General features: G+C 74.8%; 8 protein-coding genes and 1 pseudogene. 2 read left to right on the forward strand and 7 right to left on the reverse strand.

Going from position 1 to position 16,081, the window contains the following annotated elements:
- The first annotated feature begins 22 nt into the window (after positions 1-22).
- The gene (locus CD790_RS16485; RefSeq protein WP_144383982.1) at positions 23-457 is read left to right on the forward strand and encodes a roadblock/LC7 domain-containing protein; all 435 of its coding nucleotides are present in this window, start codon (positions 23-25) and stop codon (positions 455-457) included.
- A 49-nt stretch (positions 458-506) separates the two neighbouring features.
- Positions 507-878 (forward strand): hypothetical protein, encoded by a 372-nt coding sequence (locus CD790_RS16490; RefSeq protein WP_144383983.1) that lies wholly within the window; start codon positions 507-509, stop codon positions 876-878.
- A gap of 109 nt (positions 879-987) precedes the next feature.
- On the opposite strand, the gene CD790_RS16495 is transcribed toward CD790_RS16490, so the two are convergent.
- The 7 genes and pseudogenes from CD790_RS16495 to CD790_RS35800 all read right to left on the reverse strand — a co-directional run.
- A complete protein-coding gene (locus CD790_RS16495) occupies positions 988-2,370 on the reverse strand; it encodes an FAD-binding oxidoreductase (RefSeq protein WP_144383984.1) in 1,383 nt (460 codons plus the stop codon).
- 188 nt (positions 2,371-2,558) lie between these two features.
- Entirely contained in the window at positions 2,559-4,382 is a 1,824-nt protein-coding gene (locus CD790_RS16500) for an FAD-dependent monooxygenase (RefSeq protein ID WP_144383985.1), read from the reverse strand.
- A complete protein-coding gene (gene ubiG, locus CD790_RS16505) occupies positions 4,369-5,163 on the reverse strand; it encodes a bifunctional 2-polyprenyl-6-hydroxyphenol methylase/3-demethylubiquinol 3-O-methyltransferase UbiG (protein WP_144383986.1) in 795 nt (264 codons plus the stop codon). Before ubiG ends, CD790_RS16500 begins: the two co-directional genes overlap by 14 nt.
- Positions 5,164-5,207: 44 nt before the next feature.
- Entirely contained in the window at positions 5,208-7,052 is a 1,845-nt protein-coding gene (gene asnB, locus CD790_RS16510; protein ID WP_144383987.1) for an asparagine synthase (glutamine-hydrolyzing), read from the reverse strand.
- 1 nt (position 7,053) lies between these two features.
- A complete protein-coding gene (locus CD790_RS16515) occupies positions 7,054-7,587 on the reverse strand; it encodes an SRPBCC family protein (protein WP_186319055.1) in 534 nt (177 codons plus the stop codon).
- Between the two features lie 106 nt (positions 7,588-7,693).
- Positions 7,694-8,383 (reverse strand): class I SAM-dependent methyltransferase, encoded by a 690-nt coding sequence (locus CD790_RS16520; RefSeq protein WP_144383989.1) that lies wholly within the window; start codon positions 8,381-8,383, stop codon positions 7,694-7,696.
- Between the two features lie 133 nt (positions 8,384-8,516).
- Positions 8,517-16,001 (reverse strand): annotated as a pseudogene (locus CD790_RS35800) (type I polyketide synthase); the annotation flags it as partial.
- Between the last annotated feature and the right edge of the window lie 80 nt (positions 16,002-16,081).

Genomic DNA, 16,081 nt, shown 5'->3' on the forward strand with positions numbered 1-16,081 from the left:
ACGAGGCCCGTCGCGCGCCGTCATGAAGCGGGCACTGAGACAACGCGCCGAAAGGAGGCAGCTGTTGACCGCCGAGCCGGACATCCTGGAGGAGCTGCGCGGCCTACGGGCCCGCGTGCCCCACCTCACCGGGGCCCTAGCGGCCAGCGTCGACGGACTCGTCCTGGCCCAGGACACCGCCGGCGTGGAGCCCGAGGGGGTGGCCGCGCTCACGGCCGCCGCCCTCGGGGTCGCGCTGCGGCTCACCGAGGCCACCGCTCGCGGCGACTTCCGCGAGCTGCTGATCCGCGGCGACAGCGGCTACGTCGCCAGCTACGCCGCCGGATCCTCCGCCGTCCTCACCACCCTCGCGGGCCCGCGCACCAACGTCGGGCGACTGCACCTGGAGGCACGTCGCTCCAGCGCCCGCATCGGAGCCCTCGTGGAGGGCGCCCTGACCCGCGTGGAAAACGCCTGACCCGTCGTCACACCCGTCATGACCCTCATCGAAAGGACACACGAACATCATGGCCAACACCGAAGCCGCCCTCAAAGAAGCGATGGCCTCCATCGAGGGGTCCCTGGGCGTCGCCCTCGTCGACTACGCCAGCGGCATGGCGCTCGGCACCCTGGGCGGCAGCAAGGACCTCGACCTGACGGTGGCCGCCGCCGGCAACACGGACGTCGTCCGCGCCAAGGTGCGCACCATGGAGCTCCTCGGGATGAAGGACGAGATCGAGGACATCCTCATCACCCTGGGGCACCAGTACCACCTCATCCGGCTGCTCAAGGGCCCCAGCGGCGGGCTGTTCCTCTACCTCGCGCTGGACAGGGCGCGGGCCAACCTGGCCATGGCGCGGCACCAGTTGAAGCGCATCGAGGCGGATCTGGAGGTCTGACCCGCCGGGTGCTTCCCCGAACTCCGCGCGGGCGGGCCTGGCAGAGCCCCGCCCGCGCGGACCCGCGCCACGCGCCGGCACCACACCGGCACCACGGCGTACGGCCGCCCTACGGCGACAGGTAGGGGTGGAACACGCCGTGCGGGTCGTACGCCGTCCGCACCGCGCCCAGCCGGTCCCAGTCCTCCGGGGTGAAGGACCGCCGGGCGCGGGAGGGGTCGGCGGTGAGGTCGGCCTCGGCGATGTAGTGGCCGGTGCCCAGGGGTTCCACGGCGGCCATGGTGTCGCGCAGCCAGTCGACGTTGGCCTCGTCCCGCGCGGGGTCGTCCCAGATCGCGTAGGGCACCGCATAGCTGGTGCCCAGCACTGAGAAGGCCATGTTGCGCAGCAGCTCCGGGTCGGTGGAGGCGGGCTTGAGGGGGGCCAGGACGAGCGATCTGCCGGAGGGCGCCCGACCGAGGGCCGCGGCGAGCCGGGAGAGGAGCGTGACGTAGTCGGCGTCGGACCACAGCGTGTCGGCGACGCAGCGATGGTTCTCGGGCCACAGCCGCGCCGAGGCGGCGTAGAGGGCGTCGAGCGTGGTGGGTTCGGCGATCCGCCGGGACACGGGCGTCACGGTGTCGGGGTGGTCGCTCAGCGGGGCGAGGGCCCGGCCGGCGCCGTCCCGGGACTCCGCGAAGGCGGTGGCCACGACGCCGAGGACCACCTCGCCGCCGGCCGTCGGCGGGCGGGTGGGATCCATGGCGGCGAGGGTGAAGGACAGCTCCACGTGCGCCGGCAGCTCGCGGGCGGCCTCGGTGGCCCAGCGCACCGCCGTCTCGAGGTCCTCCGACGGACAGACGTACGAGGTCGTCGCGAGGGCCGCCGGCCGCGGACGCAGGGCGAGGTGGAAGGCGGTGACGACGGCGAAGAAGCCGGGGCCGGCGCCACGAGCCGCCCAGAACAGCTCGGAGTGCTCGTTCTCGTCGCAGTGCACCACCGCGCCGTCCGCGGTCACCGCGTCGATGCCCCGCACCCCGGCGCAGGCCGGGCCCCACTGGCCGGAGTTCCAGCCGAGACCGCCGCTGAGGAGGTATCCGCCGACGGCGACGTTGCCGCAGTGGCCGGCGGGGAAGGCCAGGCCCCGGGTGGCGAGTTCACCCGCGAGTTCCGCGCCGACGACCCCGGGCTGGACCACCGCCGTGGCGGCGGCGGTGTCGATGTGGTGGCGGCGCAGCGCGGACAGGTCGAGCAGCAGCCCGGAGTCCCGCAGCGGCGAGCCGCACCAGCTGTGCCCGCCCGCGCGGACGGCCACCCGCCACCCCTGGGAGCGGGCCAGCTCCAGGGCGGGCGGCACGTCCCGCTCGGAGGCCGCGCGGACGATGGCGTCGGGGTGGCGGTCCGGGGTGAACCGGTTCCACAACTCGCCCGCCCGGACGTCGCGGTAGTCGGCTTCTCCCCTGCGGACGACCGTGCCCTCGATGTCCGAGGCGTGGGGTGTCGGCCCGCCCATGAGGTCCTCCTCGCCGTGGTGGCAGCGTCGGAGCGCGGGACCGTTTCAGCGTAGCGCGACCGGCTCGCTTCCCCCACCGGAGCGAGCCGGGGCCCGGTCTGTCGAGCGCCGGGGTGGCCGCGGGTGGCCCGGGGGCGGGCCACCCGCGGGTGGGGTGCGGGGGAGCCGTACGGCGGTGTACCGGGCCGCTAGCGGGGGTGGGCCGCCGTACCGGGTGTCGTGCCGCCGGCCGGCACGTCCGCCGCGGGGTGGCACAGGACGCGGGCCATGACGGCGGGCAGTGCGGCGGCGCCCTCGCCGGTCGCGGCGCGCCAGGCGACGTGGCCGTCGGGGCGGACCAGCACCGCACCGTCGGCGGCCACCTCCCGGACCCGCTCCCAGGTGCCGTACGGGTCGCGGAGCCCGGGGCCGGGGCCGATGCGGGTCACCGTGATCTCCACCCCGGTGCGCCGGGCGGCCTCCCGGGCCGCCTCGTGCCAGGGCCCGTCCTCGGTGCCGGTCAGCAGCACGAACCGGCCGCGGCCGGTGACGTCCAGGGTGGAGCAGCGGCGGCGGCCGTTCTCCAGCCAGGCGTGCGGGAGTCGGGCCCCCGGTCGGGTGGTGGGGTGGTAGAAGAGCTCGGGGTCGGTGTCCCGGTCCGGTTCGGGGGTCTCGTCGGGCACCATCGCGCCGCTGCCGTAACGGTAACCGAGCTCCACACCATGGGCGTTGACCTGGTATTCGATCCGCTCGGTGGCGGCGGCGAGGGCCGCGCGCCGGGCCTCGCCCTCCTTCGACTCCTCCGTCAACTCGCCCAGCAGCCGCCACTGTTCGGCCGCGCTCTGCCCCTCGGCGAAGCCCAGCGCCTCCGGGATGCCGTGCAGGTCGAGCATGGACCGGAAGGCCCGGTCGACGGCCTGTCGGCCGATCGGCTGACGCTCGCCGTGGTAGGTCTCCAGCAGTTCGGGACCGGCCTGGCCGGCCAGGACCAGGCGGAGCTTCCAGCAGAGGTTGAAGGAGTCGGCGACCGCGGTGTTCAGCCCCAGGCCGTTGGTCGGCGGGTTCTGGTGCACGGCGTCGCCCACGCAGAAGACCCGGCCGCTGGAGTAGCGCGGGGCGACGGCGCTGCTGAGCTCCCAGGGTGAGATGTTCTTGATGGTGATCGGCACGCTGGAGTCGCCGAGGCTCTCGTGGATGCGGTCCCGCATCGCCTCGGGGTCGTTCGGGTCGAAGCCGGCCGCCGGGTCGTCGGTGGAGAGGAAGACCCACTCGTTCCAGGGCCGGATGGAGATGAAGACCCGGAGGTCCCCGACGCGGTCCCCGGGCAGGGTGCCCATGTAGAGGATGCCGGGGCGGTGCGCGGCGTAGCGGGACAGGTCGGCCTCGAACCAGGTGGAGACGGCCTTGGCGAACCCGGTGGGGCCCTCGACGTCGATCCCCAGCTGGCGCAGCACCCGGCTGCGCGCCCCGTCGGCGCCGATGACGTAGTCGCTGCGCACGGTGTACTCGCGGCCGGAGGCCCGGTCCACGATCACCGAGGTGACGCCCTGCTCGTCCTGCTCCAGGGAGCGGAACTCCTGGCCGAACCGCAGCTCGCCCACGCCGGCCTCCTCGACCGCCTGGGCGAGCAGTGGCTCCAGCAGGTGCTGCGGGAGGTTGCACATGGTCTCGGGGCTGGCCGCGCGGTAGTCGCCGACGCGGGCCGGGCCGTTGCCGTAGGCGTCGAGCCTGGCGATCTCGAAGCCGGCGAAGGTGGTCATGAAGACGTGGTTGGCCAGGAGCTCGCTGGGGGCGGCGTGCTCCCGCAGCCGGTCCGCCACCCCCAGGTCGCGGAGGATCTCCCCGGTGCGCTGGTTGATGAGATGGGCGCGCGGGGTGTGCGCGGTCCCCGGGTACTTGTGCACCAGGAGGTGGCGGACGCCGTAGCGGGACAGGGCGAGGGAGGCGGTCAGGCCGGCCGGCCCGGCGCCCACGATCAGCACCGGCACCCGGATCTCCGGTGCCACCTCGGCGGTGCGGTCAGCGTCCGGCATGCGTGTTCCCCTCGGCCTTGCGGGCGTACCCGGCGTAGATGATGGAGGTGTCGGTGTTGTGGGCGAGCGCGAACTGGCGGCCCAGCTCGCCGTAGCTGATCTCGCCGCGGGCCCGGCGGCGCAGCAGCCGCAGCACCTCGCGCTGGCTGCGGCTGGAGCCGAAGCCGACCAGGTCCTGGTTGCCGAGGCCGTGCTTGGCGAACAGGGCGTGCAGTTCGGCGGGTTTGATGAACTGCTTCCAGTCGTGCAGGTTGCGCGGCGCGAAGCTGACGGACCGCCAGTCCTGGGCCATCTTGATCATGACCAGCCAGGAGCGGAAGGTCCGGTTGATGGTGTCGTAGAGGTAGTAGCCGCCCGGCCGGAGCACCCGGACCGCCTCGCCCACCGCCTGGTCCGGGTCGGTGACGTGCTCCAGGGTGTCGCAGCAGTAGACGAGGTCGAACGACCCGTCGGGGAAGGGCAGCCGTTCGGCCACTCCGTGCCGGTACTCGATCTCCAGCCCCGACTCGGCGGCGTGCGCGGTGGCGGCGGCCAGCGACTCCTTGGAGGGGTCGAGGCCGGTGACGCGGCAGCCCGCGGCGGCGAACCGCTCGGCGAGGAGGCCGCCGCCGCAGCCCACGTCGAGGACCCGGAGACCGTCGAGGTCCAGGTGGAGGCGCCGGGTGAGGACGGCGTGGAAGTAGTCGAACCGGGCGGGGGTGAACTCCTTGAGGGTGGCGAACGGCTGGTCGTCGCGCCACCAGGCGTCCGGGGCGTTGTACAGGTCGTTGTCGACCGCCATGAGCGGTGCTCCTTAGGGGAGTCGGAGATGTCGACGGACGGTCGTCAGGAGATCTTGAGCGCCGGTCGTCGGAGGTCCAGCCAGGTGGCCAGGTCCAGCACCCGCTCGAACGCCTCGCGCTCGTCGCGCCGTACGGCCTCCGGCGGGGCGGCGGCGGCCGTGCGGAGGGCGTTCCCGTCGAAGAAGTCCACCGCCTGGTGGCCGGCGGACAGCCGCTCGGACACCTGGCGCTGCAGCTCGCCGACGTAGGCCAGCTCCTGGGTGTGCGGGTAGAGCGCCTTGGTGCGGTCGGCCACCGAGGCCGGCAGCAGGTCGCGTACGGCCGCGCGCAGCAGGCTCTTCTCCCTGCCGTCGAAGGTCTTCATCGCCCAGGGGGTGTTGAAGACGTAACTGACCAGCCGGTGGTCGCAGAACGGGACCCGGACCTCCAGGCCGACGGCCATGCTCATCCGGTCCTTGCGGTCCAGCAGCATGCCCAGCAGGCTCGTCAGGTGGACGTAGCAGTGGTGCCGCATGCGGCGCTCGTGCGGGTCCTCGCCCTCGAACCCCGGCACCTCGGCCACCGTCTCGGCGTACCGCTGCGCCCAGTATCCGGGCACGTCCAGGGTGTTCAGCAGCAGCTCCGGGTCGATGAGCTTGGTCGGGTGGCCGGACGGGTCCAGCCCGGACGCGGTGACCCAGGGGAACATGTCGACCTGCTGCACCGCCGGGATGTGGAACCAGGGATAGCCGCCGAAGATCTCGTCGGCCGACTCTCCGGAGAGCGCCACGGTGGAGTGCTCACGGATCGCCTTGAACAGCAGGTACAGCGAGTTGTCGGCCTCGCCGAAGCCGAAGGGCAGGTCGCGGGCGGCGACGGTGGCCTGCCGCACCTCGGGGTTGGCCAGCTCCTGGTGGTCGATGCGGATGTCCTGGTGGAGCGCGCCGACGTGGTCCACGACCTGGCGCGCGAAGGGGGCGTCCTGGGTGGCCCGCAGTTCGTCGTCGGTGCGGAAGGCGCCGCTCTGGACGAAGTCGACGGTGAAGGAGCGCACCTGGCGGCCCTGTTCGCGCAGCTTCCGGGCGGACAGCGCGGTCAGCGCGCTGGAGTCCAGGCCGCCGGAGAGCAGCACGCACAGCGGCACGTCGGCCACCAGCTGCCGGGCGACGATGTCGTCGAGCAGCTCGCCGACGCGCCGGACGGTGGTCTCGGTGTCGTCGCGGTGTTCGGCCACCTCCAGCTTCCAGTAGACCCGCTCGCGCAGCCCGGAGCGGTCGACGGTGACCAGCGCGCCCGGTTTGACCTCGCGCATGCCCGCCCAGACGGCCCGGCCGGGCGCCTTGACGAAGCCGAAGAGCTCGCGGAGGCCGTCGGTGTCGACCACCGACTCGGCCAGCGGGTGGGCCAGGATGGCCTTGGCCTCCGAGCCGAACAGCACCCCGTCCTTGGTCGGGTAGTAGTAGAGCGGCTTGATGCCGAGCCGGTCCCGCAGCAGCACCAGCCGCTCGGTGCGGCCGTCCCAGATGCCCAGCGCGTACATGCCGTTGAGCCGGTCGGCGACCGCCTCGCCCCACTCCAGATAGCCGCGCAGCACCACCTCGGTGTCGCTGGCGGTGCGGAAGGCGTGGCCGCGGCGGCGGAGTTCGTCGCGCAGCTCGGTGAAGTTGTACGCCTCGCCGCTGTACGTCAGGGCGACCGGCCCGTCGGGGGTCTCCGCCACCATGGGCTGGACGCCGCCCTCGATGTCGATGACGGCCAGCCTGCGGTGGCCGAGCGCGGCGTGCCGGGACACCCAGCCGCCCTCGGCGTCCGGCCCGCGGCAGACCATCGTCTCGTTCATCGCCTGGAGCGAGGGCCGTTCGCGCTCCAGGTCCCGCTGGAAGGAGATCCATCCGGAGATGCCACACATGTCAGTGCCCCTTCACCGTGTAGGCGACGCCGCTCCCGGCGGCCCTGCTGAGCATGTGGTCGCGCAGCCCGTCGATGTGCGACCGTCCCGTGGGCGCGAAGAAGAACCGGTCCAGCGGCCCCGCGAAGAAGCTCCACGGGCGGCGCAGCTCGGCCGCGAAGCGCCAGCTGAAGCGCGATCCTTCGGGCGTCGGCTCGACGACGTAGTCCTCGATCAGGTGCCGGAAGATCGAGCGGGTCGCCGCCACCCCGGTGAAGGTCTTCCGCCGCCCCTCCTCCCAGCGGTAGAAGCGCTCCCGGAGCACGAAGTTGCCGTTCATGTTGATCTCTCGGGTGGTGCCGACCCCGAACGGCCGCGGGGAGGTCCAGCGGAGTTCGTGCATGCCCTTCGTCCAGCTCGACACCTCGTCCCCGGTGAGCGCGGCCCAGGTCTGCTCGGCCGGGAAGGGGATGTCCACGGATCGGGCGTGGCGCAGCGGCGCCGTGTCGAAGAACGCGTCGTCGACCTCGTCGATCGCGTACCAGCGTGTGCCCACGGGCGAAGTCCTCTCTTGCGGGGCGGTCATGCGGTGGTGCCGGGCTCTCACCGGCGGTGCTCGGCGGCGCGGCACGGCGCCGGGCACCGGTGCGCGGCGGTGGCGCTCAGCGGGCGGTGCGGGCCCGGAACAGACCGACGCAGCCGCGGACCACCAGGTCGTGGCTGACGAAGTGCTGGGTGAGCTGGTCACGCAGGTCGTCGAGGCTGTCCTGCTGGTTGTGGAAGACACCCTTGGCGTTGAGCTTGGCCATCAGGGACCGGCCGGCGCGGGTCACCGGCACACCGGAGGACAGGATGGTGCTGCCGAAGACCACCCCGCCCGGTCGCACCACCTCGGCGGCGTGGGCGAGCGCGACGCCCTTCTCCTTGATGCTGCCGGGTACGCAGTGCAGCAGGAAGCTCAGGGCGACCGAGTCGTGGGACGCCTTGGGCAGCGGCAGCGGCTCCAGCGCGTTGGCCCTGACCTGGTTGGTGCGGAACTTCGCCAGCCGCTTGGCGGTGAACTCCAGGGTGGCGGGGTTGAGGTCGACCAGGGTGATGCGCGGGTCGGAGACCGGGAACCGGCAGTGGTCGAGCAGATAACCGGTGCCGACGCCTATCTCCACATGCTCGGCGCCGACGCAGGTGTCGTACATCCGCAGGAAGTTCCGCGGCGAGCAGCGCCAGAACAGCGGTGAGCTGCCGCGGTAGACCAGCAGGTCGTAGAAGGTCAGCGCGCGCTTGTTGTAGGCGGACTGGCCGTCGAGGACGTCCTGGTCGACCGTTCCCAGGTGGTGGCCGTGGTCGATGCTCATGTGTCGCCTTTCTGCGTCGGGGCGAGGACGGGCGGATTCGGGACTTCGGGGGTGGGCGGGACTTCGGGGGTGGGCGGGGGCCGAAGGTTCGGGGTTCGGACGGTCACGGCAGGGTGGTGAGCCATTCGGCCACGGCCCGCAGGGTGTCGGGCGCGTGTTCCCCGATGACGGTGAAGTGGTCCCCCGGCACGTCCACGGCGGTGTGGGCGGGCTGCCAGGAGGCGCGCCAGTCCTCGGCGGGGTAGCCGGGGAGCGGCTCGACGGCCCGGAGCAACAGGGTCGGCGCGGCGAGGGCCTTCGGCCGCCAGTTCGCGAAGAGCCGGTCGTAACCGCCCATCGCGGTGAGGCAGTCGTCGTCCCACTGCTCCCCCACCGAGGGGGACGCCGCCCCCTGCCCGCCCATGAGCCGGCCGGCGACGGCGGTGTGCACCTGGGGCAGGTGCGCGCCGTCGGGCCGGTAGCTGTCCAGCAGGACCACCGCCGTGGGCGGGGTGCCCTGCTCCTCCAGCCGTGCGGCCACCTCGTGGGCGACCCAGCCGCCGGAGGAGTGCCCGAGGATCACGAACGGCTCGCCCCCGGCGCACCGCCGGGCCTCCTCGGCGTGGAGCAGCGTGAGCGCGTCGAGGTCGGCCGGGATCGGCTCGCCGGCGGTGAACCCCGGCGCGGGCAGGGCCCACAGGTCCTGGTGGCCGCGCAGCACGGTGCCGAGCCGGGCGTACTGCCGGGCCGCGGAGCGACCCGCGAAGGACGGGAAGCAGAGGATGCGGGGGCCGTGCGGACCGTGGGACAGCCGTACGGGGGCGGGGGCCGCCGGGGGCGGCGCGGAGGCGTCGAAGGCGGGGCGGAACCGGGAGGCCGTCATGAGGAGTTCGCGGATCTCCCCGAAGCGGCCGAGTCGTGCGGCCCGGAGCGCGAGCGAGGTGAGGGTGGACTCCCCGCCGGGTGCCCCGCCGCGCGCTCCCGTGGTCGACGGCCAGCCGGTCGACGGCCGGACGGCCGGCGCCGCCCCGCTCGGCGCGGCGGTGTCCTCCCCCGCCGTCGGGACCCAGGCGGCCTCCAGCCCCTCCACCAGATGGGCGGTGAGCGCCTTGAGGGTGGGGTGGTCGAAGACGACGGACGCGGCGAGCGGCAGCCCGGTGGCCGCCCACAGGCCGTTGCGCAGCTCGGTCGCCGCCAGCGAGTCGAAGCCGAGCTCCGGCAGGCCGACGCTGTGCTCCACCTCCTCGGTCGTGGGGTGCCCGAGCACGGCGGCCACCTGGGCGGCCACGAGTTCCCGTACGGTGGCGTCGCGTTCGGCGGCCGAGAGCCCGGCCAGCCGCGCCCGCAGCGCGGCCGGACCCTCGACCTCGTCCAGCCCGGCGCCCGCGCCCCGCGCCGCGGTCGCGGACGGCGTGGCGGCGGGGGACGGCGCACCGGACGTCGGCGCGCCCGTCGCCGTCCCGGTGCCGAGCGCGGGGGCCCAGTCGGGCCAGTACCGCCGTCGTTGGAAGGCGTAGGTGGGCAGCGCGACACGGCGCGCTCCGAAGCCGCCGAGCACGGACCGCCAGTCCACCCGGACGCCCCGGGCGTGGGCCTGGGCCAGGCCCGTGAGCAGGCTCTCCGACTCGGGGCGGTCGCGCCGCAGCAGCGGCACCGCGGCGACCGACGCCTCCGGATCGGTGGCGCGGTCCTGGACCAGCGCCGAGAGCACCCCGCCGGGGCCCAGCTCCAGACAGCGGGTCACGCCGTCCGCCGCCATCCGCCGCACACCGTCGCCGAACCGCACCGCCTCCCGAAGATGGCGCACCCAGTGCTCCGGGGAGCGGACCTCCTGCCCCACCCGGTCGCCGGTCAGGTTGGACACCAGGGGGATCCGCGGGGCGGCGTACGACAGCCCCGCGACCGCCCGGCCGAACTCGGCCAGCACGCCGTCCATCAGCGGCGAGTGCGCGGCGCGCGCGATCCGTACCCGCCGGGTTCTCCGTCCGCGGGCGGCGAAGGCGGCCGCGAGCTCGGCCACCGCCGCCTCGACTCCGGAGACCACGGTGGCCCGGGGCGCGTTGACGGCGGAGACGGCGACCTGGTCCTCCCGCCCGGCCAGCAGCGGCACCACCTCGTCCTCGCTCGCCTCCAACGCCACCATGGCGCCGCCGTCCGGGGCGCTCTGCATCAACCGGGCCCGGACCGCGACCAGTTCGCAGGCGTCCGGCAGCGACAGCACACCGGCGACATGGGCCGCGGTCAGCTCGCCCAGGGAGTGTCCGCTGACGTAGTCGGGCACCACGCCCCAGGACTCCAGCAGCCGGGCCAGCGCCACACCGAGCGCGAACAGCGCGGGCTGGGTGTACACCGTCTCGTCCAGCAGCGCGGCGTCGGCGGAGCCCTCGGGCGCGAACATCACCTCGCACAGCGGTCGGTCCGGCTGGGCGTCGAGGCGCCGGTCCAGCTCGGCGCAGACCTCGTCCAGCGCGGCCGCGAACTCCGGGTGGGCGGCGTGGAGTTCGCGGCCCATGCCGGGCCGCTGGCTGCCCTGGCCGGGGAAGAGGAACGCGGTCCGGCCGCCCGCCGCGACGCCGTGCACCAGACCGGGCGCGGCCCGTCCGGCGGCGAGCGCGTCCAGTCCGGCCAGCAGGGCGTCCCGGTCGCCGGCCACCACGGCGGCGCGGTGCTCCAGGGCGGACCGGGTGGTCGCCAGGGACCAGCCGACGTCCACCGGCCGCGAGCCGGGCCGTTCGGCGAGGTGCTCCCGCAGCCGCGCGGCCTGGGCGCGCAGCGCCGCCCGACTCCTCGCCGACAGCAGCCAGGGCACCACCGGCGCGGGCCGCGCCGTCCCGGCGGCGTCGGCCCCGTCGCCCGGGGCCTCGGGAGCGGCGCGCTCGGAAACGGCGGACTCAGCGGGATCGGCGGGCTCGGCGGGCTCGGCGGGCTCGGCGGGCTCGGCGGGCTCGGCGGGCTCGGCGGGCTCGGCGGGCGGGGCCTGTTCGATGATGGCGTGGGCGTTGGTGCCGCTGACGCCGAAGGAGGAGACGCCCGCCCGGCGCGGGCGCCCGGTCTCGGGCCAGGGGACGGCGCGGTCGAGCAGCGAGACCGCGCCGGTGGACCAGTCGACGTGCGGCGTGGGCTCCTCGGCGTGCAGGGTGCGCGGCAGCACGCCGTGGTCCATCGCCAGCACCATTTTGATCACCCCGGCGAGTCCGGCGGCGGCCGCGGTGTGGCCGATGTTGGACTTCACCGTGCCCAGCCAGAGCGGTCGGTCGGCGGGCCGGTCCTCACCGTAGGTGGCGAGGAGCGCCTGGGCCTCGATGGGGTCGCCGAGCGCGGTGCCGGTGCCGTGCGCCTCCACCGCGTCCACCTCGGCGGCCGTCAGTCGCGCGTTGGCCAACGCCTGGCGGATCACCCGCTGTTGGGAGGGACCGTTGGGGGCGGCCAGGCCGTTGCTCGCGCCGTCCTGGTTGGTCGCGGTGGAGCGCACGACGGCCAGCACCGGATGGCCGTTGCGGCGGGCGTCGGAGAGCCGCTCGACCAGCACCACGCCGGCGCCCTCGCCCCACGCGGTGCCGTCGGCGGCGGCGGAGAACGCCTTGCACCGGCCGTCGGGGGCCAGCCCGCGCTGCCGGCTGAAGCCGATGAAGGCCAGGGGGGTGCTCAGCACCGTCACGCCGGCCGCCAGTGCCAGCGAGCTCTCCCCGCTCCGCACCGACTGACAGGCCAGGTGCAGCGCCACCAGCGAGGAGGAACAGGCCGTGTCCACGGTGACGGCGGGTCCCTCCAGGCCGAAGGTGTACGCCAGTCGGCCGGATATCACACTGGCCGCGTTGCCGGTCAGCGCGTAGCCCTCGACGCCGGCGGCCGCCGCGCCGATCATGAGCTGGGTGTAGTCCTGGCCGCTGGAGCCGGCGAAGACGCCGGTACGGCTGCCGCGCAGCGACTCGGGCGCGATGCCGGCCCGTTCGAACGCCTCCCAGGCCGTCTCCAGCAGCAGCCGCTGCTGCGGATCCATGGCCAGCGCCTCACGTGGGCTGATCCCGAACAGCGTGGCGTCGAACTCGTCGGCGTCGGCGATGAACCCGCCCTCGCGGGTGTAGGTACGGCCCGCCCGGTCCGGGTCGGGGTCGTAGAGCGTCTCGATGTCCCAGCCGCGGTTGGCGGGGAAGGCGGAGATCGCGTCTCCGCCGGCGTCCACCAGCCGCCACAGGTCCTCGGGCGAGGCGACGCCGCCCGGGAAGCGGCAGGCCATGCCGACGATCGCGACGGGGTCGTCGTCGGCGGCGACCGTGACGGCCGCCGGAGCGGGCGCCGCGGTCTCGGGGCGCGTGCCGAGCAGGTCGGTGAGCAGCCGCCCGCCCAACTCCTCGGGCGTCGGGTGGTCGAACACGACCGTGGCCGGAAGCCGCAGCCCGGTGGCGGCGTTGAGGCGGTTCCGCAGTTCCACGGCGGTCAGCGAGACGAAGCCGAGCTCGGTGAACGGGCGCCCGCGCTCGATCGGCTCGCCGGTGCCGAGCACCGCGGCGATGTGCGTCTCCAGCAGCTCGGCGACGGCGCGGTCCCGCTCCGCCGGCGACAGCGGGGCCAGCCGGCGGCGCAGCGCGTCCGCCGCGGAGTCGTGGTCCTCGACGGAGTCCCGCGCCGGCGCGCGGCCGGCCGTGGCGGGCAGGGTGTCGACCCAGTAGCGACGGCGCTGGAAGGCGTAGGTGGGCAGCTCCACCCGTCGCCGCGGCCGGCCCGCGAAGGCCGGGGCCCAGTCCACGGTCACGCCCCGGGTGTGCGCCTCGGCCAGCGAGGTCAGGAAGCGCCGCCAGCCGCCCTCGTCGCGGCGGAGCGAACCCACCACCACCGCGCGGGCGTCGGCGGCGTCCACGGTCTCCTCCAGGGCGGCCGTGAGCACGGGGTGCGGGCTGATCTCGACGAACGCGGTGTGGCCCAGTCCGGCGAGGGCCCGCACGGCGGGCTCCAGGCGCACCGTCTCGCGCAGGTTGGTGTACCAGTAGCCGGCGTCGAGCGCGGCGGTGTCCAGCCAGTCGCCCGTCACCGTGGAACGGAAGGGGATCTCGCCCGTGCGGGGCGCGACCGGCGCCAACGCCTCGGCGAGCTCCGCCTCGATGGCTTCGACGTGGGGCGAGTGGGAGGCGTAGTCCACCTCCACGCGGCGGGCCCGTATCTCGCGGCGCTCGCAGGCGGCGGTCAGCTCGTCCAGGGCGTCCGCGTCGCCGGAGACGACGACGGAGGCGGGGCCGTTGAGCGCGGCGACGGTGATCCGGCCGTCCCAGGCGGTCAGCAGCTCCTCGGCGGCCTCGCGCGGCAGGGCGAGGGAGACCATGCCGCCCCGGCCCGCCAGCGCGGAGAGGGCGCGGCTGCGCAGCGCGACGACGCGGGCGCCGTCCTCGAGGGAGAGGCCCCCGGCCACCACGGCGGCGGCGATCTCGCCCTGGGAGTGGCCCACGACCGCGGCGGGCTCGACGCCGAAGGACCGCCAGAGCGCGGCCAGCGACACCATCACGGCCCAGAGCACGGGCTGCACCACGTCGACCCGGTCGAGGCCCGGCGCTCCCTCGACGCCGCGCAGCACCGCCGTCAGGGACCAGTCCACGAACCCGGACAGCGCGGCCTCGCACTCGGCGACGCGGGCGGCGAACACCGGTGAGGTGTCGAGCAGTTCCAGCGCCATGCCGGCCCACTGGGCACCCTGGCCGGGGAAGACGAACACCGGGCGGCCGCCGTCGGCCGCCCGGCCGGTCACCGCGCCGGGCGGGGCGGCGTCGCCCTCGGCCAGGCCGCGCAGGCCCGCGGCGAGGTCGTCCCGGTCCGCCGCGACCAGCACCGCCCGGTGCTCCAGCGCGCCGCGCGTCGTGGCGAGCGACCAGCCCACGTCGGCGGGGTCCAGCTCGGGGTGGGCGGTGACGAACTCGGCCAGCCGCCCCGCCTGGGCGCGCAGCGCCCGCTCGTCCCTGGCCGAGACCAGCCAGGGCAGCCAGGGCGCCGGGGCGCCGGCGACCGCGCCCCCCACGGCCGGGGTGTCCCCCTCGCCCGGAGCCCGGTGCGCGCGTCCCGCCTCCGCGCGTCCCGCCTTCGCGCCTCCCGCCTTCGCGCGTCCTGCCTTCGCGCCTCCCGGCGAAGTCCCGGCTTCCGCTTCCGTCGGGTCCTCGCCTGCGGACCTCGGGGCCTCGCCCGCGGACTTCGGGGCCTCGGTCGCCGGCTCCGAACCCGGCTCCGAACCCGACTCCGGACCCGACTCGGGCTTCGGCTCCGGGTCCGGCTCCGGCGCCTGCTCCAGGATCACGTGCGCGTTGGTGCCGCTGACGCCGAAGGAGGACACCCCGGCCCGCCGCGGGCGCTCCGCCGCGGGCCAGCCGGTGTGCTCGGTCAACAGCTCCACCGCGCCTGCGGACCAGTCCACATGGGGCGACGGCGCGTCGACGTGGAGGGTGCGCGGGAGCTCGGCGTGGCGCAGCGCCATCACCATCTTGATCACGCCCGCCACGCCGGCGGCGGCCTGGGTGTGGCCGATGTTGGACTTCACCGAGCCCAGCCACAGCGGTCGGTCGGCGGGCCGGTCCTGGCCGTAGGTGGCGAGCAGGGCCTGGGCCTCGATGGGGTCGCCGAGCGCGGTGCCGGTGCCGTGCGCCTCCACCGCGTCGATGTCCCCGGCCGACAGCCGGGCGTCGGCCAGCGCCTGCCAGATCACCCGCTGCTGGGAGGGGCCGTTGGGCGCGGTCAGCCCGTTCGAGGCGCCGTCCTGGTTGACCGCGGAGCCGCGGACGACGGCGAGCACCGGATGCCCGTTCCTGCGGGCGTCCGAGAGCCGCTCCACCAGGAGCAGGCCCACCCCCTCGCCCCAGCCGGTGCCGTCGGCGGCGGCCGCGAACGCCTTGCACCGGCCGTCCGGCGCCAAACCCCGTTGCCGGGCGAACTCCACGAACATCCCCGGCGAGGCCATCACGGCCGCCCCGCCCGTCAGCGCGAGCTCGCACTCCCCGCGCCGCAGCGCCTGGCACGCCAGATGCAGCGCCACCAGCGACGAGGAACAGGCCGTGTCGACGGTGACCGCCGGCCCCTCCAGCCCGAAGACGTAACTCAGCCGGCCGGAGATGACGCTGGCCGCGCCACCGGAGAGCAGATAGCCCTCGAAGTTCTCGGTGGCCCGCTGCACCAGGGCCGCGTACTCCTGGTGGCCGGTGCCGACGAACACCCCGGTCCTGCTGCCCCGTACCGCGGCCGGGTCGATCCCGGCGCGCTCCCACGCCTCCCAGGCCGTCTCCAACAGCAGCCGCTGCTGGGGGTCCATCGCCAGCGCCTCGCGCGGTCCGATGCCGAAGAAGGCGGCGTCGAAGCGGTCGGCGTCGTGGAGGAATCCGCCCTCTCGCGCGTAGGTCTTGCCGAGCGCGTCGGGGTCGGGGTCGTACAGGTCCTCGATGTCCCAGCCGCGGTCGGCGGGGAAGGCCGAGACCGCGTCGCGCCCCTCGGACACCAGCCGCCACAGCCCCTCGGGGCTGTCGACGCCGCCGGGGAACCGGCAGGACATGCCGACGACGGCGATGGGCTCGCCGTCGACGGCCTCGCGCTCCTGGAGCCGTCGGCGGGTCTCGGTGAGATCGGCGGTGACCCGCCGGAGGAAGTAACGGAGCTTGTCGTCATTCTCCACGCTGACGCCGTCCCTCGCTGGATGCGGCACGTGCGGTGAGTGCCCTGATTCCGCTGAGTGCCTGGGGTGCGCTGGGTGCC

The organism is Streptomyces sp. SAJ15, assembly GCF_007595705.1.
Taxonomy (GTDB): domain Bacteria; phylum Actinomycetota; class Actinomycetes; order Streptomycetales; family Streptomycetaceae; genus Streptomyces.